General features: G+C 57.1%; 22 protein-coding genes. 4 read left to right on the top strand and 18 right to left on the bottom strand.

What is annotated here, in order from left to right; translation table 11 throughout:
• Nucleotides 1-54 precede the first annotated feature (54 nt).
• Together rsmH and mraZ are read right to left on the bottom strand one after the other, a co-directional pair.
• Nucleotides 55-987: a 16S rRNA (cytosine(1402)-N(4))-methyltransferase RsmH gene (gene rsmH / locus E5J99_RS15340; RefSeq protein WP_135498694.1), complete on the bottom strand. Its 933-nt coding sequence runs from the start codon at nt 985-987 to the stop codon at nt 55-57.
• A complete protein-coding gene (gene mraZ / locus E5J99_RS15335) occupies nt 984-1460 on the bottom strand; it encodes a division/cell wall cluster transcriptional repressor MraZ (RefSeq protein WP_135498693.1) in 477 nt (158 codons plus the stop codon). Before mraZ ends, rsmH begins: the two co-directional genes overlap by 4 nt.
• A gap of 331 nt (nt 1461-1791) precedes the next feature.
• On the opposite strand from mraZ, the gene E5J99_RS15330 reads away from it, so the two are divergent.
• From E5J99_RS15330 to E5J99_RS15320, 3 genes are all read left to right on the top strand, one after another.
• The gene (locus E5J99_RS15330) at nt 1792-2238 is read left to right on the top strand and encodes an HYC_CC_PP family protein (protein ID WP_135498692.1); all 447 of its coding nucleotides are present in this window, start codon (nt 1792-1794) and stop codon (nt 2236-2238) included.
• Between the two features lie 82 nt (nt 2239-2320).
• On the top strand, nt 2321-4618 hold the full coding sequence (locus tag E5J99_RS15325) for a TonB-dependent receptor (RefSeq protein ID WP_135498691.1): 2298 nt from the start codon (nt 2321-2323) through the stop codon (nt 4616-4618).
• A 96-nt stretch (nt 4619-4714) separates the two neighbouring features.
• Nucleotides 4715-5104 carry a heavy-metal-associated domain-containing protein gene (locus E5J99_RS15320; protein ID WP_135498690.1) on the top strand — a complete coding sequence of 130 codons (390 nt, stop codon included), beginning with the start codon at nt 4715-4717 and terminating at the stop codon, nt 5102-5104.
• A 105-nt stretch (nt 5105-5209) separates the two neighbouring features.
• On the opposite strand, the gene E5J99_RS15315 is transcribed toward E5J99_RS15320, so the two are convergent.
• A complete protein-coding gene (locus tag E5J99_RS15315) occupies nt 5210-5779 on the bottom strand; it encodes a hypothetical protein (protein WP_135498689.1) in 570 nt (189 codons plus the stop codon).
• Nucleotides 5780-6037: 258 nt separating this feature from the next.
• Here E5J99_RS15315 and E5J99_RS15310 point away from each other — a divergent pair, with 258 nt between their 5' ends.
• Nucleotides 6038-6781, top strand: coding sequence for a LytR/AlgR family response regulator transcription factor (locus E5J99_RS15310; protein WP_135498688.1), 744 nt, complete (start codon nt 6038-6040; stop codon nt 6779-6781).
• On the opposite strand, the gene E5J99_RS15305 is transcribed toward E5J99_RS15310, so the two are convergent.
• The 15 genes from E5J99_RS15305 to E5J99_RS15235 all read right to left on the bottom strand — a co-directional run bounded on the left by E5J99_RS15305 (nt 6756) and on the right by E5J99_RS15235 (nt 22742).
• On the bottom strand, nt 6756-8846 hold the full coding sequence (locus E5J99_RS15305) for an ATP-binding protein (protein ID WP_135498687.1): 2091 nt from the start codon (nt 8844-8846) through the stop codon (nt 6756-6758). The two genes, E5J99_RS15310 and E5J99_RS15305, sit on opposite strands and share 26 nt — an antisense overlap.
• Nucleotides 8847-8965: 119 nt before the next feature.
• A complete protein-coding gene (locus E5J99_RS15300; protein WP_135498712.1) occupies nt 8966-9619 on the bottom strand; it encodes a fatty acid desaturase in 654 nt (217 codons plus the stop codon).
• A 108-nt stretch (nt 9620-9727) separates the two neighbouring features.
• Nucleotides 9728-10057, bottom strand: a complete 330-nt coding sequence (locus E5J99_RS15295) for a DHCW motif cupin fold protein (RefSeq protein ID WP_135498686.1) — start codon at nt 10055-10057, stop codon at nt 9728-9730.
• A gap of 29 nt (nt 10058-10086) precedes the next feature.
• Nucleotides 10087-10935: a 4-hydroxy-3-methylbut-2-enyl diphosphate reductase gene (locus tag E5J99_RS15290; protein ID WP_135498685.1), complete on the bottom strand. Its 849-nt coding sequence runs from the start codon at nt 10933-10935 to the stop codon at nt 10087-10089.
• 316 nt (nt 10936-11251) lie between these two features.
• A complete protein-coding gene (locus E5J99_RS15285) occupies nt 11252-11728 on the bottom strand; it encodes a hypothetical protein (RefSeq protein ID WP_135498684.1) in 477 nt (158 codons plus the stop codon).
• 69 nt (nt 11729-11797) lie between these two features.
• Nucleotides 11798-12640, bottom strand: a complete 843-nt coding sequence (locus E5J99_RS15280; protein ID WP_135498683.1) for a phytoene/squalene synthase family protein — start codon at nt 12638-12640, stop codon at nt 11798-11800.
• Between the two features lie 166 nt (nt 12641-12806).
• Nucleotides 12807-14306, bottom strand: coding sequence for a phytoene desaturase family protein (locus E5J99_RS15275; RefSeq protein WP_245319037.1), 1500 nt, complete (start codon nt 14304-14306; stop codon nt 12807-12809).
• Between the two features lie 783 nt (nt 14307-15089).
• Nucleotides 15090-15605, bottom strand: coding sequence for a sigma-70 family RNA polymerase sigma factor (locus tag E5J99_RS15270; RefSeq protein ID WP_135498682.1), 516 nt, complete (start codon nt 15603-15605; stop codon nt 15090-15092).
• Between the two features lie 299 nt (nt 15606-15904).
• Nucleotides 15905-16804 (bottom strand): MerR family transcriptional regulator, encoded by a 900-nt coding sequence (locus E5J99_RS15265; RefSeq protein WP_135498681.1) that lies wholly within the window; start codon nt 16802-16804, stop codon nt 15905-15907.
• Between the two features lie 11 nt (nt 16805-16815).
• Complete coding sequence (locus tag E5J99_RS15260) at nt 16816-17319, bottom strand: sterol desaturase family protein (RefSeq protein WP_135498680.1); 504 nt, start codon at nt 17317-17319, stop codon at nt 16816-16818.
• Nucleotides 17320-17471: 152 nt separating this feature from the next.
• Nucleotides 17472-18284, bottom strand: a complete 813-nt coding sequence (locus tag E5J99_RS15255) for an enoyl-CoA hydratase/isomerase family protein (protein WP_135498679.1) — start codon at nt 18282-18284, stop codon at nt 17472-17474.
• Nucleotides 18285-18420: 136 nt separating this feature from the next.
• Nucleotides 18421-20688: a ComEC/Rec2 family competence protein gene (locus E5J99_RS15250; protein ID WP_135498678.1), complete on the bottom strand. Its 2268-nt coding sequence runs from the start codon at nt 20686-20688 to the stop codon at nt 18421-18423.
• Nucleotides 20689-20787: 99 nt separating this feature from the next.
• Nucleotides 20788-21060: a hypothetical protein gene (locus tag E5J99_RS15245; RefSeq protein WP_135498677.1), complete on the bottom strand. Its 273-nt coding sequence runs from the start codon at nt 21058-21060 to the stop codon at nt 20788-20790.
• A gap of 4 nt (nt 21061-21064) precedes the next feature.
• Nucleotides 21065-21502: a GNAT family N-acetyltransferase gene (locus E5J99_RS15240; RefSeq protein ID WP_135498676.1), complete on the bottom strand. Its 438-nt coding sequence runs from the start codon at nt 21500-21502 to the stop codon at nt 21065-21067.
• 130 nt (nt 21503-21632) lie between these two features.
• Nucleotides 21633-22742 (bottom strand): PhoH family protein, encoded by a 1110-nt coding sequence (locus tag E5J99_RS15235; protein ID WP_135498675.1) that lies wholly within the window; start codon nt 22740-22742, stop codon nt 21633-21635.
• Nucleotides 22743-22819 lie beyond the last annotated feature (77 nt).

Here is a 22819-nt window from a genome sequence, read left to right as displayed (position 1 = left end):
AATCAACTAGTCAGCAACGGTGGCGCGGCACAAAGAACCGGCCAGTTCCCGGTTTCACTCGTCGCTGCGCACTGCGATGCGCAACTTGGCCGACCGGGCCCGGCTATTCAGCGCCACTTCATCGGCCGAAGCCTCGACGGGCTTGCGGGTGAGCACCTCAAACGGCGTGTGGGTATGGCCGAAAAGGTCTTTCTCAGCTTCGCCGAAGAAGCGGCCTTTTGCCATGAAGTTCTTCACCAGCCGGTCTTCCAGCGAGTGGTACGACATTACCACCAGCCGGCCACCGGGCCGCAGCACCTGCGCCGTTTGCAGCAGCATTTCCTGCAGAGCCGCCATTTCATCGTTCACTTCAATACGCAACGCCTGAAATACCTGGGCCAGATACTTGTTCTCTTTGCCGCGCGGCATACACGGGGCAATAGCCTTTTTGAGCGCTCCTATCGTTTGTATGGCTTGGCCGCGCCGCGCCGCAGTCAGCGTGCGGGCCAGTGTGCGGGCATTCGTGACTTCGCCGTACATACCGAAAATGCGGTGTAGCTCGGCCTCCGGGTAGTCGTTCACCACGTCGGCGGCCGTGCGGTTACCTTCGGGGTCCATGCGCATGTCCAGGGGGCCATCGAAGCGGGTGCTAAAGCCGCGCTCCGGCGTGTCGAATTGGTGCGACGACACGCCCAGATCAGCCAGCAGGCCATCGACGGGCAGCACACCGCGCTGCTCCAGTTCGGCGTGCAGGTCCCGGAAATTGGCCCGGATGAAAGTGAACTGCGGGCGGGCCAGCTGCACAGCTTCCTGCTCGGCGTCGGCGTCCTGATCGAAGCTGTAGAGGTGGCCCGTGGTCAGGTGTTCCAGCATGCGGGCCGAGTGGCCGCCGCCACCGAAAGTCACGTCCACGTAGCGGCCGGCGGGGCGCAGGTCGAGCGCGGCGAGGCACTCGGTCAGCATCACGGGGCGGTGGTAGTCGGTATCGTTCTGGTAGTCGGCGCTCATGCGGCAAGGGGGCCGCTGACGGGCGGTGCTTCAGTGGATAAAAATTTCTGAGCCAGCTTAGAAAAGCTCTGCTGGTCTTTAATCAGGAACTCATCGTACTTCTCGGGGTCCCAGATTTCACACCGGTTACCCAGGCCTACGATAATGGCTTCCTTCTCGATGCCGGCGTAGCGCAGCATGGTGCGAGGCAGCATAAAGCGGCCAATAGTATCGAGCTCGACTTCCGTCATTCCCCGAAAAAAGTTACGCTGAAATTGCCGGTATTCCTCATTGAACTCATCCAGCGCCATGACCTTATCATGAATCACACGCCACGATTCGCGCGGATACAACACCAGACAAGGCTCGAACCCACGCACCAGCACCAGTTGATTGCCGGAAGCTTCCGGCAGGTTACCTTTCACCTTGGCCGGCAGCACCAGGCGCCCTTTCGGATCCAGCTTGCACTCATATTCGCCGGAGAGAAGGTTCATGGATGCAGGGGTTGCTAACCAAGCACTGGTAAGGGATGATAACAAAAGTACGCAATGCCCCCGAAAAGCCAACCACGATTTACCATTTTCTACCACTACGTAAAAAGCGGTTTTTTTGGCCAATCAACAGACTTTATATCCACTATTACGCTTTTCTTCCCGTCAGTCAGATGGCATCTGAAAGCGACTTTGCCAAAATGGCAGCTTGGCGATTCTCCACCACGGAAGCCGCCCCTTCCCAGAACTGGCTACTGTTTCCAGCCCTCATCCTACACTATTCGCCACCCAATTCTGCACGGTGCTCTGCCAAGCGCTTAGTACCTTTACAGCCGTGAAACCCACCCGCATACATCGACTGTTCAGCGCCTTCCTGGCCCTGCTGATTCTCACCTCGTCGGTGGGGCTCACAGTGCAGTCGCATAGCTGTACTATCAGTGGGCGGAGCACGGCTTCTATTATTTTCAGTGCGGCCCAGCATCAATGCCCTTCCGTATCGGAGGGAGCCGTGCCTGGAGCACCGGGGGCGGCACGCCTACAGAAGGCTTGCTGCGAGTTTGGGGCGCATTTTCATAAGCTGGAGGCAGCGGCTCGTCATTCCGACCCAACTAAGCTCCTGCTGCCACAGGTGTCGCCGGTGTGGTATTTGGCAGCGTACGAGCTCATTTTCCCAGCCGCTCCTTCTACCTCGTCCAGCGCCGCTTGGCACGCCAGCGACGCCTCGCCCCCACCCCGGGCGGGCCGGGTATTATTGACTTTTGTCTGCACCTGGCAGGTGTAGATTCTTCCGGCGTTGCTGCATAAGCGGCGTGGGCCAGTACAGGCCTTTTTTTCTTTTGGAAGAGTTCTAACTTGCTGACTATATGCAACCTTTCTTCGGGCGGCGGTTTGCTGCCGTTCTCGGCTGTCTGCTGAGCAGCTTCGCAGCCTTCGCCCAAACCGACGTTATTTTGCCCGTGCAGGGCCAGGTCACGGATGCCGGGGCCACCTCGCCGCTACCGGGCGTAGTAGTGCGCTGGCTGGAGGTACCCAGCTCCGGCGTCAGCACCGATGCCAGCGGCAAATTCATGCTGGTGCGGCCCGCTCGGGGTTCAGCCAGCCATCTTATCATCAGCGCCCTGGGCTTCAGGGCCGATACGCTTACCATCGGGGCCACCGACCAGGCGTTTGTACGCGTCGGCTTGCGGCGCTCCGTGACGCTGGGCGAGGTAAAAATTGAGGAAAGAGCCCCGGCTTACTCCTCCCTCACGCCCACCAATACCCAAGTAATTACCAGCCGCGACCTAACCAAATCGGCGTGCTGCAACCTGGCGGAAAGCTTCGAGACAAACGCGGCCGTAGAGGTTTCAACGACCGATGCCGTATCGGGGGCCAAACAGATTCAGCTGCTGGGCCTTGATGGCGCCTATTCCCTGCTCACAGTCGACAACCTACCCGCCCTGCGGGGCCTGTCGACGCCCTACCGCCTAAGCTACCTGGCCGGCACCTGGATCGAGAGCATCGATATCATCAAAGGCATGGGCTCGGTGGTGAATGGCTACGAAAGCATTGCGGGCCAGGTAAACGTGCGCCTGAAAGACCCCGACAAAGCCGAACGCCTCCTGTTCAACGCGTACGGCAATGACCTGGGGAAATCTGACCTCAACCTCAACTTATCGGCGCAGACTTCGGCCAAGCTCAGTACGGCACTCTTACTGCACACCGACCACCTTGGCCACCGCGTGGACCGCAACAAGGACGGATTTTTGGATTTGCCGCTGGCTACGCAGTATAATCTCTTCAATAAGTGGAAATACAAATCCGGTACGGGCATCGTGCATGAAGTGGGCCTGGGGGCGCTGCGCGAAACACGGGAAGGCGGCCAGGTTGATTTCCGGCAGGACGCGCCCACTACCACCGCCTATGGCACCACGCTCACCACCGACCGGTATACGGGGTTTTCCAAAACCTCCTACACCTGGCCCGGCCGGCCCTACCAGAGCCTGGGCCTACTATTGAGCGGCACCAGCCACGCGTTCGACTCCAGGTATGGTATCCGCACTTATGACGGCAAGCAGCGCACGGGCCTCGCTACGCTGCTGTTTCAGAGCGTACTAGGCACCACGGCTCACACTTACCGCGTGGGCCTGAGCTACTTGCACGATGATTACCGCGAAGTATATAAGGATGGATTCATCTATTTGTCGGAGTCGGAGGCAGAGCGCTACCAGCGTGAGCACCCCACCCGCTTCGAGCGGGTACCGGGCGCTTTTGCAGAATATACCTACCAGAATGCCCGCAACCTGACGCTGGTGGGCGGGGTTCGAACGGACTGGCATAATCTGTATGGCTGGGTGCTGACGCCGCGCTTCAATGTGAAGTATGACGCCACGGCCAACACGGTGCTGCGGCTGGCGGCGGGCACCGGCTTCCGGACCGCCAACCCGATTGCCGAAAACGCGGGTATGCTGGTTAGCTCCCGCGAATTCTCGGTTGCCAGCAACCTACGGCCCGAGCGGGCCTGGAACGTGGGCGGCAGCGTTACACAGTATTTCACGGTGGCGGGCCACCCGGCCACGCTCGTAGCCGACTACTACCACACGGAGTTTCAGAATCAGGTAGTGGCCGATGCCTATTCGTCGCCCCGAGTGCTGCAAATCGGCAATCTGGAGCCCGGCGGACGGTCTTTTTCCCGCAGCTTCCAGACTGAAATTCAGGTCGAGCCAATAAAAGGCCTGCAAGCCAAGGCCGCTTATAAGTTCCTGGACGTGCGCACCAGCTACGTCGGCGAGCTGCTGCCCAGGGCTCTGACGCCGCGTCACCGGCTGTTTGCCAACGTGGGCTATGCTACGGCCTTCGACAAATGGCGCGCCGACCTAACGATGCAGTGGTTTGGGCAGCGCCCTCTGGCCTACACCCCCGGTAGCGAGGGACATGGCCACGGCGCGGGCGCCCCGGGTCTGAACTACGCGCCCCGCTATGCGCTACTCAATGGCCAGGTAACGCGCGCCTTCAAGCGGCTGGAGCTGTATGCCGGCGTCGAAAACCTGACGAACTACCGGCAGCCCACTCCTATTGCCGGCGCGACGGACCCGTTTGGCCCCAACTTCGACGCGGCCATGGTTTGGGGCCCCACCTACGGCCGACTCACCTACGCCGGCTTCCGCTTTACAATCGAATAGTCATCGGCACTTCTTCCGGCAAGCTCTTTGTTAGCCGAATGCCGGGTTGCGCCGTTCAGCCTCCTTTTCTCGTTTCACTTTCTCTCATCCCGACTTATGTATACGCTGAAATCGTTGTTCCTCTCGGCCCTGGTGTTGCTTACCGCCCAGCTCACGTATGCGCAGACTGCGCCCGTAGCCAAAGCCAAAGGCACGGCTACCGAGCAGTTCCAGGTAAAAACTTCGGCCGTGTGTGATATGTGTAAAACACGGCTGGAAAAAGCCATGGCCTACGAAAAAGGAGTGCAGCAAGCCGTTCTGGACGTGCCAAGCCAGGTGCTGACCGTAGCCTACCGGCCCGATAAAACCTCGCCCGCCGAGTTGCGCACCGCCGTGCAGCGTACCGGCTACGATGCCGACAACCAAGTAGCGGAGAAGCGGGCCTACGACCGGCTACCCGACTGCTGCAAGAAAACCAACGCCATACACACCGGCGGCGGACAGTAAATCAGCGTCTTACTTCAGGATTTTTCTGCATAAAAAGCCGGCTCGTTAGAGTCGGCTTTTTTCGTTTTTGTGTCCTGCTGGCTACTATTCATCACGGAACCCAGCTTAGGCATGGGCTCCCGGGGCCATTTGCTCGTCAAATTCCAGAACGGCGCTGAAGGCCAGCGGACGGACCAGACGGCGACGGTTGGTGCCGGAAATTTCCAGCGTAAAGCTGTCGGCCCGGAGATACTCCAGCAGGTTGGGCCGGCCCTGGGCTTCCATCACAATGCGGGTAGGATGCACATGGCGACTGGAGAACGAGGCAATGGAGACCTTGCGGCCGTTGGCAGTCAGAAAACAACTACCGCTTTCCAGTGCGGCCAGCGTAGGCGTGCCCCGGCCAATCGGGTGGGTGGTTTCGGGGTGCCACTCCAGCCGAACGGAGCGCAGCATAACCGCCACCACCCCCGGCCGGGTGAGGCTGGACAGGCAGGGCAACGAGCTGGGCAGCGTAGATTCACAGAGATAAATCAAATCCATGCTGGGGTCAATGCGCAGGTTAATGGCGCGGGTATTCAGGCCAAAAGTGGATCGGAGCGATTGGCGCAGGCCCTGGTGGTTAGCTATGGTGAGCTCTACCCCCAGAACCACGGGCGGCAGGGCCGCGACGGAAGTACTGGTCAAGCGTTTCATTACAAGCAGGTATGTTGGCGGCAGCAATCATGCGCGAGATAAGAACAGGCGACGCCCGGGGATTGACACAGGGGCGCTATTCCTTAAAAGGTATGTAAACCTATTAGTACTAAGGGCTTAAAGTATAGCAACCCCAGCCAAAAGTAGATGGAAGCTGGTAGTTTTTTGGCCTAATATTGATTTCTTCCCATAATAAATAGCACAAATCAATTTATCCTTTTTATATTCACCATCTGCCCATCCGAAAACTACGCTCTTATGAAGATTAGCTGTTTGCTGCTCGATGATGATCCGCTGGTGCTGGATTTGCTGCAAGCTTACGTAGCCATGACTGATGTGCTGGATGTGAAAGCGGCCTTCACCGACCCGCTGGATGCCCACCGCTACCTGATGCACCATGATGTGCAAGTCCTGTTCTCAGACGTGACCATGCCGCACCTCAGCGGCCTGGATCTGGTACGGTCGCTGCAACACCCGCCGCTGGTAGTGCTGATGACATCCTTTCCGCAGTACGCTATGGAAGGCTTCAATCTGGATGTTATCGACTTTTTGCTCAAGCCTATCTCGCTCGACCGGTTTCTGAAGGCTGTGAATAAAATAGCTGGCATTCTGCGGACTAACCTGGTTGAGAACGATGGCAACCAGGATATTCTTTCGGGCTGGGGCTCCTTTTTTATTCGCACCGATGCGCAGTTCGTGCGCCTTCACTACCGGGAGGTGCTGTATATCGAAGCCCTGAAGGACTTCACCAAAATCAACACTGCTGACGGCCGCACCCATCTCACGCTGGTCAATCTTAAAAATATTGAAGAGCAGCTGCCGCCGGGCCTGTTCGTGCGCACCCACCGCTCCTATCTGGTCAACACGGCCCGCATCGATTCGGTGAGTAACTTAGAAGTGCGGGTGAGCGGCCACGCACTGCCGCTGGGGCAAACCTACCGGGAACGAGTAACGGAGCGAATTGTCAACCGCTCACTTATTCGGCGGCAGCAGCCGCAGTAGCGAAGCTGTCCTGATGGGCTTCGGCCGCAGGAGTGGTAGCAACGGGCAGCGAAAAGCGGAAAGTAGTGCCCTGGCCCACCTGACTGATGAACGTAAGTTGTCCGCCATTGCGCACTACAAAATCCTGGCAGAGCTGCAGGCCCAGGCCGGTACCCTTTTCGTGGGCCGTGCCCAGCGTAGAAAACGGGCCCGCCTTCCCGAATACCTTGTCCCGGTCGGCCACCTGAATGCCAATGCCCGTATCCTGCACGGAAATGACCCACGTTGCGCCTTGTAGCGCACCTAGTACGGTCACGGTTCCGCCCTCGGGGGTAAACTTGATGGCATTGCCTAATAAATTGCGCAGAATCAACCGCGTCATGTTCACATCGGCCCGGACCAGCGTAGGAACCTGTAATTGATTGAGCAACAGAATACTTTTGCGCTCAGCATCTCCCAACAGCAAAGCCAGAGCTTCTTCCACCAGTGCATCCAAACGCAGGCGCTCAGGCCGAATCGTGTCGTCTTTCATTTGAGCCGCCGACCAGTTCAGCAGGTTATCGAGTAGCAGCAAGGTGCTGTTCAGGCCCCTGGTCAGTCGGGCAGAATGCAAAGCCAGGCGCTCGGGCGACAATGCTCCCATATTCAGTAGGTTGAGCAAGGAATATAAGGAGCTGAGCGGGCTCCGTAAGTCGTGTGAGATGACCGAAAACAGGGTATCCTTGGTTCGATTGAGCCGGCCCAATTCTTCTTTTTGCCGATTGATGGCCGCATTCTTACGCTCCAGCAGCCTATTGATGCGCTTCTGTTGCCGCCGTCCCCGGTAGAGCACCCCAATGATGACCAGGAGAAGTAAAGCGCCAGCAGCCAGCGCGTTGCGCATCACTGTTTGTTGCCGCAGGTTGGCCTCCTGAATCTGACGATCTTTGATTAGCAGCTGAATCTCGCGCTCCTTTTTTTCCGTCTCGTAGCGCGTGCGAAGCTCCGCCACCTGCGCGGAGCGCTCCTCGGCAAAAACGCTGTCCTGTAGCTGCGCAAACCGCGTCATGGCCTCCAACGACAGCTTATACTCGCCCGTCGTCCGATAACCAGCGGCTAGCGCCTGGTACATCGCACTCAACTGCGTTTTGGAGCCACTGCGCCGCGCAAGCGGCAAGCCTTGGCGCAAAGCACGCTCAGCTGCCGCCCGATTTCCTAACGAATTGTGGGTGGCCGCAATAGCTTGCCACAGCTGAGCATGTTGCAGAGCCGCGCCCGTGCGCGGAAATAGCTGCTCGGCTTGGTTGAAACTGGTCAGTGCCATTATCTGGTTGCCGAGCGCCTGATATACCCGCCCAATACCAGCCTGACTCTCGCTCAGCGGCAGACTATCCGTTGCGCTTGCCACACCCATGGCCTTACGTAGGTAAAACAGTGCCCGGCTGTACTGCCGCTGCTGAAAATACACCGTGCCAATAGCGTTGAGAGAAACGGCAACATGCGCATAATCCCGAAGCTGTTGCCACTCGTGGAGCGCCCTGGATTGGCTGGTTAATGCCTGCGCCCAGTCGTGCTGGTGGCCATAGAGAGTTCCCAGGCGTCCATACACGTGCGCCGCACCCGCCGCCGACTGAGTTTGCGTGAAACCCCGCAACGCGCCCTGGTAGGTGGTGCGTGCCTGTGCAGTATCGCCACGGCTGAGCAGCACCCCGCCCAGATGCAGCATGTCTACCGTGGCATTGCGTGTGTTACGCAGCTGCTGATGTAGGCGCAGCGCCGTCTGAAAATGGAGTACGGACTGGTTATACTGCCGCAGCTCCTGGTAGGCAGAGGCCATAACGCGGTGCCCAACAGCCTGCTTGCTCAGGCTTCTGCTTTTTATGGCTTCTTGCAGCAGCCGCTGCCCGTACCGTAAGCGTGCTTCCAGATTAAGCGGCACAGGCCGGTTAGTGAGCAAGAATTCTTCCTCGGCTACCGCAAACGACGTGTAAATGGCGTGGTTGGCAGCCCGAACCGCAGTTGCTTCCGTCGGCATGACCAGCCCACCAACCAGCAGGGCCAGAGCAAGTTGGATATGTGCACGGAACAGAGAGAAACGCGTCGTCATGAGCTAGCCAGCAACTCAACGGCAGGTTGAGAAGGCTGAATATAGACACATTCCGTGTTTAAGTTGCCTCGACGAACGGCTTTCGATATTCCTTTGGCCGCAACCAAGCAGCACTCTCTTTATTGGCCTGTTTCTTTCGTGCGCCACAGGCGCCACCACGGCAGATACGGCTGGTCGTGGTGCTCGTAGTGGTAGCCAAAAAAATAGCAGCTCACGAAGCCCCACACATGATGCCGCAGCTGGGTGCGAGACTTGTGGAGGTTGTCGTCGGCATGCTCGCCACGGTGGGGCAGGTAGGTGCCAAAGAAAAACAGCTGCATCGTCGCCAGCACAGCCGGCACCATCCAGAAGGCAATGACATTAACCATCGGAAAAGCCAGCTTGAGCAGATTGTACGTCAGAGCCATGAGCGCTATCTGCCACCACGTCACGTAGTTCAGCGCGAAGCGCAACAGCCAGGGCAAAAACCCCGGGTGCTGACCGTTATGGTAGTCGGGGTCATCGGGGGTGGCTACGTGCCGGTGGTGCTGGTGGTGCTTGGGCAACAGGCGAGGGTACCAGTTGTAAGCAAAAAGGAAGGCACCAACCGTACCCAGCGCAGTATTCAGGCGCTTATTGGCGCTTACCACGCCGTGCATGGCATCGTGGGCCGTAATGAATAGGCCCGTGTACAAATGCATTTGCATCAGCATTAGCAGGTAAGGCCAGGGCGTTTGCCAATCGGGACGATACACCGCTAGTAGAAACGTGAGCAGGGCCAGCCAGGCCGTCATGATAAGCAGCGCCGACGCGACGCCCTTGTTGCCCAACGGAGCCGGAGTGACCCGCAACGCAGTGGGAACCAACGGCTCTAGTATGCTCCTGTTTGTACTGACCACTTGCTAATCAACGATGAATAGTTTCGCCCCCGATTCTGTTACGGAGCGGTGAGGTTCGGCACCATCGGCTACCTGATAGCTCATGCCCGGAGCCAGCGTGAAACGCCGCCCATCGGCCAGCTCGGTTTCCAGCTGCCCTTCCAGAACCAACAGAAAATGTCCTTTCTGGCACCAATGATCCGCCAGATACCCAGCGCTGTACTCCACTATGCGCACCCGAACCGGCCCAAACTGCCGGGTGCGCCATGTGGCTACGCCCATCAGGCCCGGGTGTTGCTCGGCTGGTACGTTGGCCCAGGTAGTTACGCCAAACGGCAGGTTTTCGATGTGCATCGGCAGGGTAAAACGGTGCGCAAGGCCAGCTACAGTCTAATCAGGGCCTCACGCACTTGCTCCATGAGCCACATGGGCGTGCTGGTAGCGCCGCAAATACCAACGGTTTGCCCGGATTCGAACCACGCGGCCTGAAGTTGCTCGACGTTGGAAATAAAGTGCGTCTGCGGATTTGTATCCCTGCACACCTGATAAAGCACTTTGCCGTTGCTGCTCTTAGTGCCCGATACAAACACAATCTGGTCGAATTGCGCGGCAAAAACGCGCAGATCTTTGTCGCGGTTGCTTACCTGGCGGCAAATCGTGTCGTTGGCATTTATCTGGTAGCCTCGCTCCTCCAGCTCACCCTTGATGCGGTAGAAGCTACTGGTACTTTTAGTCGTCTGGCTGTAGAGGGTAATATTGGCGGGTAGCTCATGACCTAATAGCTCATCCAGGCTTTCAAACACAACAGCATTGCCGCTGGTCTGGCCCAGCAGGCCGCGCACTTCAGCGTGCCCGTGCTTGCCATAGATGAAAATTCGCTCCTTTTTGTCGTAGCTGGTCTTGATGCGGTTCTGCAGCTTCAGCACCACCGGGCACGACGCATCGATGAGGGTCAGATCGTTTTGCAAGGCCATCTGATAGGTGGCAGGTGGCTCGCCGTGGGCCCTTATCAGCACCTTTTCGTCGCGTAGTTGGGCAAAGGCGTCGTAGTCGATGATGCGCAGACCGCGCTGCTCCAGCCGCTGCACCTCCTCGTCGTTGTGCACGATGTCGCCAAGGCAGTAGAGGTAGCCTTGTTCATCCAGAATGTCTTCCGCCATCTGAATGGCATAGATAACGCCGAAGCAAAAACCGGAATTGGGGTCGATACGGACGCTCAGGTGGTGCGGCATAAATCGGAAACCAAGGAAGCGGGCAGAAAGTTATAGGTGGGCTTCGTGGGGCGCAGAAGATACGAGATATCAGGTGCGGACGGTTGGCCCCTACCCGTAGATTTTACTGTGGCCTTGGTGGACGCAAGAGTAACGTTCAGCCTAATTCACAGCGCGTATCCAGTTTTCGCTGTTTATCGGTGCTCCATTGTATGTATGCTAACAGTACCCGGCAGGTGCAATTTTGTTTTAAACACTGTCTTTCTGTGTTCAACAAAAAAGAGCCGTGCGGATCGGGGCACGACTCTTTTTGTGAGTTGCAGAGTATTGGCATTACTCAACTGCCGATGCGGGCCAGCTGTTGCGCCTCAGCTTCGCTGACATGGCTGCGGTTGACCAAAAAGCCCCGCACTGTTTCGAATGCCTCCGTGTCTAGCCCCGATTTGGGGTGCTTCAGCAGCGTTTGGACCAGCAGCTGTCGGTCTTCGTCCACGTGTTGGCTCAGCCCCAGGAACGAAGGCAGGTTGGTTTCAACGCTGAAACGCAGGAACCGGACCTCCGCATTGGCCGGGTCCAGAGCCACGGCCTGGTCGAAGGTGCGGCTGGCGGCCTGCACGTAGGTTAGCTTGTTGAACATCGACGCGTCGCGGGCCCGGATGGCTTCGGCGGCCCCTTTGTAGCCCAGCACCACGGCATTCTTGTCGTTGTAGTCGGCCATGAGCTTGTAGAACTTCTCTCCCGCGTCTTTGTCGGCGGCGGCTTGCTCGTAGTGGCGGCGAAGGGTGGGCAGGTGGTAGGGGGAAGTAGCGGGCACAGCGGAAAGGAGGAAAACAAGCGGAAAAAGGAATAGCAGGATACGCTTCACGCGGTGGAAAGTTCGTGGTCAGATAGCCCGGAGGCGGTAGCGAAAGTACGAACCCATTAACAACAACAGCTTGGTATTGTCGGGCACGCGCACCCGCTCTCCCAATATTCGTGCCGCCGGCAGCTGCCGGATCTTGTGAAAAAGCTTCAAGTAGTACACGTAGGCCAAGTATACGCCCAGGCGCGCCGCCTGGGGCAGCTGCACAATGCCGGCGTAGCCCGCTTCAAAATCAGCCCGGATATCGGCTTCAATTTCGCGCTTCGTGGCATCGTTAAACCGCTCATATACCACGCCAGGGAAATAAACGCGGCCCCGCTCCTCGTAGTCAGATTGAATATCGCGCAGGAAATTCACCTTCTGGAAGGCCGAGCCCAGCCGCCGGGCCGGCTCACGCAGGCGCTCAAACATGGCGGTGTCGCCTTCGCAGAAAATACGCAGACACATCAGCCCCACCACTTCGGCCGAACCATAGATGTACTCCTCGTACATCGACTGCTGGTAATTGCGGTCTTCCAGATCCATTTCCATGCTCTTCAGAAACGCATCGATATACTCCCGGTCGATGCCGTAGCGGCGCACCATGAGTTGAAAAGAGTGCAGCACCGGGTTCATACTCAATCCTGTGGCCAGCGCCTCGTCGGTATGCCGCTTGAAATCGGCGAACAACGCGGCCTTGTCATGCTCATGAAACGTGTCCACGATTTCGTCGGCCCAGCGCACAAAACCATACACGGCATATACCGGCAGGTGAAACCGGGCGTCGAGCGTGCGGATGCCAAGGGTGAAAGACGTGCTATAGCGCTTGGTAATCAGCTTACTGCAAGCCAAGCTGGTACGATCGAAGAGGGCTACGTGATCCAAGGGAAGCGAATTAGAATCAGGAGGAAAAAGCGTCCAACCACAGGAGCTTACGGCAATACTGCTCAGAGTGACTCACTAGAAGGTATGGCTTGATAACCGACTCAACGGCTGCGGGTTTCAGTGCGGCGAGCAGGTCAGGGTAGTTTGGGGGCAGTGTGTAGGGTAGTTACTTTCGAGCCAAGCCTTGCTCCTTCTCTACCTCACCGGCCACTACCTGCCCCGAAATAAGTGAAGGTGGCACCCCCGGACCAGGCACTGTGAGCTGGCCCGTAAAATACAGATTGCTAACCTTTTTGCTTTTCAGCGTCGGTTTCAGAATAGCCGTTTGCCGTAGCGTGTTGGCCAGGCCGTAGGCATTGCCCTTGTAGCTGTGGTAGTCGGCCACAAAGTCGCGGTGCGCGTAGCTGCGCTTGAACACGACCGAGTCGCGGATATTCTCGCCCACGTGCTGCTCCAGCCGGTCCATGATCTGGTGGTAGTACCGTTCCCGCGTTTCTTCCGGATCCGCCAGGTCGGGGGCCACGGGCACGAGCAAAAACAAGTTTTCGCAGCCTTCGGGCGCTACGCTCGGGTCGGTTTTCGACGGGGCCGAGGCGTAAAACAACGGCTTGCTGGGCCACTGCGGCTGCTCGTATATCTCGTGGGCGTGCTGTTGAAAGTCCTCGTCAAAAAACAAGTTGTGGTGGCGCAGCTTGGGCAGGCACTTATTTACGCCCAGATAAAACAGCAATGACGACGGGGCCATGGTGCGCTTGTCCCAATAGGCTTCGTCGTAGTGCCGATATGCAGGTTTCAGCAGGTGCTGCTCGGCGTGGTGATAGTCGGCTCCGGCCACTACCACATCAGCGGCCCGAAACCCGGCGGCCGTCTGCACGCCCGTGGCCCGACCGTTTTCGACCACTATTTCCTGCACTTCCTGGTTGTATTCCAGCGTCACGCCTTGCTCTTGGGCCAGCTGCACCATGCCCCGCACAATCTGGTGCATGCCGCCTTTCGGATACCAGGTTCCCAACGCGAGGTCGGCGTAATTCATCAACGAGTACAGCGCCGGCGTGTTCTGGGAAGTAGCACCCAGGAACAGAATCGGAAACTCGACCAGTTGCAACAGCTTCGGGTGCGTAAAAAAGCGGCGTACGTGCTTGTGCATGCTCTGCAGCACATCCATGCGCACCATGTCCAGCAGCAGCTTGGGGTCGGCAAACTCCAGCAGCGAGCGGCTCGGCGCGTACACCAGCCGGTTGATACCGACTTCATACTTGTAGGCTGCCTGCTTGAGAAACTCATCCAGACGCACGGCACTACCGGGCTCGTAATGCTCAAACAGCTGCCGGAGCTCGGCCATCTTAGCCGGAATATCCACCGCATCCCCGGGGCCGAAAACAACCTGATATGACGGGTCCAGCCGTAGCAACTCGTAATAATCGGAAACGGAGCGGCCGAAGCGGGCAAAATACTTCTCGAATACATCGGGCATCCAGTACCAGCTCGGGCCCATGTCGAAGGTGAAGCCCTCGGCCTGAAATACGCGCGCCCGGCCACCGGGGCCTTCATTCTTCTCGAGCAGCGTAACGCGGTAGCCGCGCTGGGCCAGCGAAGTGGCAGCCGAGAGGCCGGCAAAGCCGGCTCCGATAACAATAACGTGTTGGGAAGCAGTTGGGGAATTCAATGGTGCAGGGCTGAAGTTGGCAGCAAGCTACAAACCCACTCCCGACTTTGTTTTACACCTTCGCTCCCGACCTGCCGCCCAGCCAGCCACGAGACGCCGGAAAACGCCCAGTAAAAGCCCGGCTCCCGTCATCAAAAACCAATTTTCCTCAATTATTCACGTACAAACCCACCTTCTCTAGGGCGTGTGGACAGTAATCGAAAAAGCAGTCCTGAATGCTTTTGAACGTCATGCTGAGCGAAGTCGAAGCATCTCGCGTGCGGTCGTCAGATTACTACTCCTACGGCAGCACGCGAGATGCTTCGACTTCGCTCAGCATGACGGCCTTTTTTCTTGCTGTCCACACGCCCTAGAACGTTTAGCGAAGCGTAACCCAGATATTAATCCAGCTGATATAGCAACCCCGATGCTTGCAGCAGCAACTTGGCTTGGGCTACCGATTTGTTGTGCTAACTACTTGCTACGTTTGAAGAATTGCGGCGTACCAATCAGAGCTTCTGGAACTCGCAGCGGATACTGCCCGCTTCAGGCCCAACGTGTTTCTATTCCTAAATTGGGCCACTCAATGGCGCCAACCAGCGGTTTAAGCATCAGGCACTACTTGCCGCCACATCGTTACGCCAGTTTTCAGCCTCAGGTCGGCCCCTGACTGTTGGCATGGCCGCGCCTGAACGCCTGCATCCTGTTTGACCTACAAAAACTACGGCCCACAAACGACGAAGCTATAGCTTCGTCGTTTGTGGGCCGTATTACGCTCGGGCGTGGTCATGTTCTCCCTATTCCCTATACACCAGGAGCGTAAACTTTGAGAGCGTCTTTCAACTCTTTGCGGGCAATGTGAATCCGGTTTTTCACCGTACCGATAGGAATCTGCAGCTTCTCGGCAATTTCGAGGTACTTGTAGCCGATATAATACATCATGAACGGCGTCCGGTAGTCAGCTGACAGACCGGCAATGGCCTCGTTGATGTCCGTTACGACGAAGTCGGAAGTTGCTCCGTTGTGGGTAATGTAGTTTTCGTCGGTATTGAAATACTGGAAGTACTCCGTGCTGTCAATATTGCTATTGCGCTTGGTAATCTTGTTGTAGTTGTTGATGAAGGTGTTGCGCATGATGGTGTACAACCACGCCTTCAGGTTGGTGCCTGCCTTGAACTTGTCCTTGTTTAACATGGCTTTGAGCAGGGTTTCCTGTACTAGGTCCTTAGCATCGTCAGCGTCGCGGGTCAGGTTCATGGCCACGGGCTTTAGGGAGTAAGAAATCTTTTGTACTTGATCGGTGAATTCCAAAGAGGTCATACTGTTTAGCTTTTCGTGGCAAAAGGTTAAACAAATATACGAGAAGTTTTGAGTTATGGCTAAGCCAGATAAGAACTTTTCTTAGCTAGCTACTATTAATGTCTCTACATCATTTACCCAACTAAGGTACAACCCGCCTGGGTATCAGGACCAGTTTTTCCAATAAATTCGGCTTGCAGATGGTATTGGAAGGTCAACAGGCTTTTCTACCGGTTGAAACCAGCTAAGCCCAACCTCCAGAAAGCAGAAACGCCGCCCTGATGGACGGCGTTTCTGCTTTCTGGGGTCCTGATATTTTTTTACTCTTTTTGCGAAGGACTGACAGTTTCTATGAAAGACAGGAAGTCAGTCATCAAACGCGGGTTGCTGACGCTGGCAGGCAAGACCAAATCTTGGGCGGCCATCAGCGAGCCATAAAGGACTAGCGTAGAACCCACGCAACGCTCCGCCAACTCATTAATATAGGCCTGCACCTGGCTCCGCTCCGGCACAGCGGTCAGTACGGTACACACGGTATGGGGCTGGTATACTTTGCAAACAGCTTGCAGCTCCTGCTGCGGCATGTTCTGTCCCAGATATAAGACATGGTAAGCCCGCGCCCGCAGTGCATAGTTCATAAACAACAAAGCCAGCTCGTGCAATTCTCCTTCCGGCAAAAACAGCACCCAGCGGCGCGACTTGCTCGGCAGTACCGGCGTGAGCGTATCGGTGGCGGCTATAATTTTCTGCCGGATCAGGTTTGTTACCAGATGCTCTTGCGCCGGATTCATGCTGCCGGCCTGCCACAAAATACCGATGCGCTGCAGAAACGGATACCCAACCTGCATAATGGCCTCTTCGAAGCCGAGCTGTTTGATAGCGCTGTTCAGCAACGTATTGAGTTGCGGCTCATCCATTTCCAACGTCGCGGCCAGCAGCGTATTCACCTGCCGCGCATAGTCGTGCGGATCAGTGTGGCAGGCAATAACGGCGGCCCCTAGCTCCTGCTCGCTCAAGCGGGCCACTTTCGAAATCCGATGCCCTTGCCCGCACAGGGTAGCAACGTTGAGCAAGCGGCGCAGGTCGTCGTCGCTATAAGTCCGGATATTAGTGTGGGTGCGCACTGGCTGCAGAATGCTGTAGCGCTGCTCCCACATGCGGATGGTATGCGCCTTAATACCGGAAATATTTTCCAGGTCACTGATCGAAAACTGTCCCACGCTGCTGCTCCCTACGAATTCGATGAGGCTGAAAGATCTTTTTTCCGGCGCACCGGGGCGGGTTTGCGCTGCGCCAGAGCGAAATACTTGGCCGACACCCACAACATCCCGAATTCCTCGGAGCCGTCGCGGCCCGTGGCCTTGTGATGCATCTTATGGGCCATGTTCAGGGCCCGCAGATAGGTATTGCCCGACTTGCGCCAGAAGCGCAGCCGCCCGTGAATCAGCACATCGTGCACAAAGAAATAGACCGTGCCGTAGGCGGCAATACCGATACCAACCCAAAAGCGCCAGTCCTTGTCAGCCGAGCCGTATATGATGCCCAGCATCGACAGGGCTCCATAAAACAGAAAGAAAAAATCGTTGCGCTCCAAGTGGTGCGGATGCCGCACATGATGGGAACGATGCAGAAACCACAGCGCGCCGTGCAGCACGAATTTGTGCATAAACCACGCCACGAACTCCATTCCCAGAAAAGTAGCCGTCGTGACGACCACGGCTGCCAGCGTTGTCATGCGGGAAAAATTACTTGAATAAAAGACGGTACACGTCGTGCCTGATTGAAACACAAAGCCTTCTAAAGGCGAAAATGTTCTGGCCGCAAGGTCAGAACATTTTCGCAGAATCAACTTTCCGGGCTTTGAAACGGCCTTCCGACCAGCGGCCACTAATTATCCCAAGTGATTTTTTCCTTATTGAGGAAAGCGGCGATACCACGGCGGCAATCGAGCGAGCCGCGCGCTTCGGCGTTCATTTGGGCGGCGTAGCGTAGGCTATCTTCCAAAGGCATTTCCGGAATGCGGGCCAGCATCTCCTTGGTCAGTTCCATGCTTTGCCCCGAGTTTTCTACGCACAAGCGGCGGGCAAACTGGTAGACCTGGTCGGCCAGTTCCTCTTTCGGGACCAGAAACGTCACCAGTCCGAAATCGGCGGCGGCCTGTGCCGTAATAACGTCGCCGGTGAGCAGCAACTGCTTGGTGCGTGCCTCCCCTATTTTGCGCACCAGAAACACACTGACAATAGCGGGCAGAAAGCCGATTTTAACTTCCGTGTAGCCAAATTTGGCCTCGGGCACGGCAAAAGCGAAGTCGCAGATAGTGGCCAGGCCACAGCCCCCGGCCAGCGCGTGGCCCTGCACCTGCCCGATAACTACCTTTTTGAGGGTGTAGATCTGGTGAAACAGCTGCATCAGGTGGGTCGAGTCGGCTAGGTTATCGGTGTAGCCAAACCCCTGCAGCTCCTGAATATAGCCTAGGTCGGCCCCAGCACAGAAAACGGCTCCTTCCGCCCGCAACACGATTACTTTGCACGTTTCATCTTCTTCGGCAAACTCAAAGGCCTGCTTCAGCTCCGACACGACATCGTAGCTGAGGGCATTGCGCTTATCGGGGCGGTTGAGGGTGATGTAGCCGATAGCATCACGGGATTCGTAGCGGATGTAGCGAAGCGCTTCCAGCTCCTGAGTGGGCATATTATCCATGACGATCGTTGCAAAGCAGTGAGAGGCAGTGCTATACGCCTAAAAAATGACGCGGAGCGAAAACAGGATGACGTTGGGACCTGACCAAACGTAACAAAAATGGTGCGGTAAATAAACTATATACCGAAGGTGCGCCCTATTCGGTTTCGACCAGTGCCTCCGCCGGGCCTACCAGCAGACGGGGCCGCATGACGAACGCGCCCCGACTCGTAACATCATGCGTCTGAAAGCCAGCCTTTTGCAGCACAGAATCCTGCCGGAGCACGTACCAGGATTTACAGGAAGAATCGAAAATAACCCGCGCTTTTTTCCCGAATAGCTGCTCTAGCTCATGGGGTTTCACCCAGGCATTACGCCGCAGCACCACCACATCTACGGGACTGGCCGCACGGGCACCATCCACTTTTCCACTTACAAATGCCAGCCGGATGCCACGCCACACCGCTACGGCTACGTGCGGCGTTGGCTGGGCCGTTGGTATGGGGGCCTGCTGCCAGCCCACATGGTAAGTAACCTGCCGGGCTTCGCGCAGAATGGTGCCCGGCACAATGCGGTAGGTGCGCTCGGTTTCAGAGAGTGGCAGCGAGTCGGCGGTGACGATATGGGCCACTGCGCCCTGCCAGAACCCACACACCGACCGGCGCGGAATACTGTAAATTATCAGCTCCTCGTCGGTAGTGAGGGCCCGCGCCGCCCACACGCGGCTCCCGGCAAACAGGGCCATGAGCGCGCAGGCGACTCCCAGCCACGGCAGCCGTTTCAGGGCTTTGAAGGTGAGCAGCGCCAGAATGATTGCAAAAATCAGCCAGGCCTGCGGAGGCGTGACGTGGATACCGGTAATGAGTGCCCCGGGCATAGCCCGACCAATTAAGAAGATGTATTCGTTGAACATCCAGATCATGTGTTCGAACACCCAGGCAATGACCCTGGGCAGCCATTCAAGCCCGTTCAGAACCGAAACTGGCATGAACAGGCCCAGCAATGCTACTACACCCTTGGCCACCAGCAGCCCCAGCCCCACGAATACGGCGAGCGAAGAAATGGGAACCGCTACCAGGTTGGAAGCTAAAAAGCTGAGCGGAAACTGATGAAAATAAAACAGGCCCAACGGAAACGTGGCGACCTGAGCCGCCAACGAAAGCGCGGTAGCCTGCCAGACCCAGTCGGTGGCCCTGCCCGCAGCTTTCCACAGCCACTGCACCTGCTTCGACTGCCAAGGCCGAATGCGGGCCGCGGCCTTGTCCTTAAAATCAAGCCACCCCGCAATCTGAGGCTGCAAATACACAATGCTCAATACGGCCAGAAAGCTGAGCTGAAACCCGACGTCGGCCAGCAGATAGGGGTCGTAGCAGAGCAGGCAAAAAGCGGCTACCGCCAGCGTATTGTACATGTTACTCTGCCGACCCGTAGCGCGGGCCACAATAATGAAGCTGAACATGACGGCAGCCCGCAGCACCGACGCCGACAAGCCCGTCAGAAACGCGTAGCTCCAAATAACAAGCAGCCCCACGGCCGCCGACCAATAACGAAAGCCCGGCGTGCCACCAAAAAATCGGCTTAATAGCCACGTCACGAGCGTAAACATCAAGCCCACCTGCAACCCCGACACGGCCATGATGTGCGTAGTGCCGGTGTTGGCGTAGGCCTGCTTCGTATCCTGGTCTACTTCGTCCTTGATGCCCAGCACCAGCGCCGAGGCCAGCGCATATTCCCGCTTGCTGCCCACATACTGCCGAAACACGCCATCCAGCACCCGCGCCGCCCGCATACTGATGGCTTTCAGGTAAACCGGCGGCCGAAAACCAATTGCCCGGTATTGATCGGCATGAACGAACTGCTGATGATAGATCTGGTGGTAGCTCAGGTAGCGCCGGTAGTCAAACTCGCCGGGGTTGAGTGGCGCTTTGGCCAGAGCCGGTCCGCCCCGTACCAGCCAGATGTCGCCGTAGCGCGGCGCGGCCACGCCGGAGTCGCGCGGCACCGACACCCGAATGCCACCTAGTGCCGGCTGCCACCGCCCCGCGATGCGTACTGCCGACACCCGCACCGTAGTGGCGTAGGTGGCAGGGCGCGTCACGGTATAGTCGTCGACCACGGCCCGGTAGAGCTCGATGGATCCTGCCAGTTGGCTTAGGTGCTCCGGCCGGCGCGTTTCGGTAGCCTGCTGGGTGAGCGTGAGGCCGGCTATATACAGGCAGAGCATGGCCAGCAGACCCGTGGCATCGGTGGGACCGGGCGTGGGCTGACGGCGGCTCCATATGTGCAAAAAAATGAACACCAGGCTACTACCAGCCAGCACCCCGCGCAAATCTGGGAGGCCCGAACCAACATACAGATACGTCAGTACGCCAGCCGCCAGCGCCAGAAACAGACGTACAAATGCGTAAGGAGCCCATTGTATCATAACCGGAATAGCTTGAATATTAACAATAATTATTACCACACCAAGTATACTCAAACTAATCTGTAGTTGCGTGCCTTAGCTCCCGGAATATGTTCTGGCCTAGATACTCCAGTCAGCAATAAGCCACATCATCCCTGACAAAGGCACCAAAATGAGAACTACCAACAGAAAGAGCCAGGTAGCCGCGGTAGTTCTACCGACCTCGCCTTCCCGCTTGATGATCTGACGGGCAGTCAGCCCCAGCAGCAGGCCTTGGCCGATACTTCCACCCAGGGCATTTAAGCCATACACCGGAACCAGAACGAAAGCACCGACAACTGGCAGCCAGGTTTTCAGCCACCGGTTGGCGGTACTGGTTAAGTCCTCAGCCATCCCCCTACAGCTTGTTCCATACCATCTTGAAGTGCTCAATGTCACACTCGGTAAACTGGTCACCGACTTTTGAGAAGCCGTGCCGCTCGTAGAAGGGGATGGCACGTAGTTGAGCATTGAGGTACACAAGGGCACCAGGATCGGCATTCTGCACATCCTCCAGCACCCGCTTGAGCAGTATACTACCCACGGCTTGATTACGAAATCCTTCCAGTACCGCAAAGCGCTCCAGCTTTACCCCGATGTCAGTAGTCCGCCAGCGGGCAGCCCCGCAGGGCGTACCATCGGCTGTGCGAGCCAGGTAATGATGCGCGTCGGTGCGGTCGTGCAGGTCGTATTCGGCATCGGCAGGCACGCCCTGCTCATGGACGAATACAGTTTCGCGAATAGTAAAGGCGGCGTCGAGGTCGCGCAGGTCGTAAACGGGCTCAGCGGTAATCATGGGTAGCGATGCCTGCGCGCAGGCAGAATAAGTGAAGAACAAAGAAAAGCCAGCGGCCGGGAAACAGAAGAACCACCCGCAACGCCGGTGGCTCTTCTATACACTTCAACTTTCAGAACCAACACCCAGCCTACAACTCCTGCTCGTGGTTGATTGGCAAATCCTTCATGCCGTCGTCCTCGGGGCGGGCATCGGGGTGGCGGGCCGGGTCGGGAGCCTGCGTAGGGTTGGGCCGGTACTGCCGGGCCTCGCGCACGGGCCGGTTGGCTTGGTCGTGCTGTTCCTTGGCATCGTAACGGTCGTACGCCACTACTATTTCCTTCACCAGACGGTGACGCACCACATCCTCGGCAGTCATCTCGACGTAGCCGATACCGCGCACATCCTTAAGGATATCCAGGGCCTGCATTAGCCCCGATTTCTGCTTGGTCGGGAGGTCAATCTGGCTTCGGTCGCCGTTCACCATCACTTTGGCCATGGGCCCCATCCGAGTCAAAAACATCTTTAGCTGCGAAGGCGTGGTATTTTGGGCTTCGTCGAGCAGCACAAAGGCATTGTTGAGCGTCCGGCCGCGCATATAGGCCAGCGGAGCAATTTCAATGATTTTATTCTCTTGGTAGAACTTCAGTTTTTCGGCCGGAATCATGTCTTCCAGAGCGTCATAGATGGGCCGCAGATAAGGGTCGACTTTCTCCTTCATGTCGCCGGGCAGGAAGCCCAGATTTTCGCCTGCTTCCACCACGGGGCGGGAAATGATGATTTTCTTGACCTCCTTATTTTTCAACGCCCGCACGGCCAGCGCTACCGAAATATATGTTTTGCCGGTGCCGGCTGGCCCCAGAGCAAACACCAGGTCGTTCTTCATCACCGCGTCCACCAGCTTCTGCTGGTTGGGTGTTTTGGCTTTAATAACACCGCCCTTAGCGCCAAAGATGATGACGTCGGCGGGCGAGGTCATGGCAATCTGGCGCTCCTCCTGCTCATCATCAGCGGCAGCCAGGTACTGAGAAACGGTTTTGTCGGTAATTTGCCCGAACTGGTGATAATGTTCAATCATAGACGACAGGATTTCGTTGATCCTGGCAATAATGGGCGTCTGTCCCTGAATCTTGATTTCGTTGCCGCGCGAAATAATTTTGCTGCCGGGGAAAGCCGCGGCCAACTGGCGAATGTTCTGGTTGTCGGGTCCGAGGAAGTCGACAAGAGAGACGTTTTCGAGCGTGATGATTTTCTCGACCAAACTGTAGGTGCTTTTAAGCTGAGAGAGTTAGAAAATGATGCAAGCCAAAGCGGCGCTGGTTCGGGCCAAATCGCCTA

Origin of the sequence: Hymenobacter elongatus, assembly GCF_004745955.1 — a bacterium.
Taxonomy (GTDB): Bacteria; Bacteroidota; Bacteroidia; order Cytophagales; family Hymenobacteraceae; genus Hymenobacter; species Hymenobacter elongatus.
Note: the sequence above shows the minus strand (reverse complement) of the source record. Positions and strands in the feature narration are given on the sequence as shown.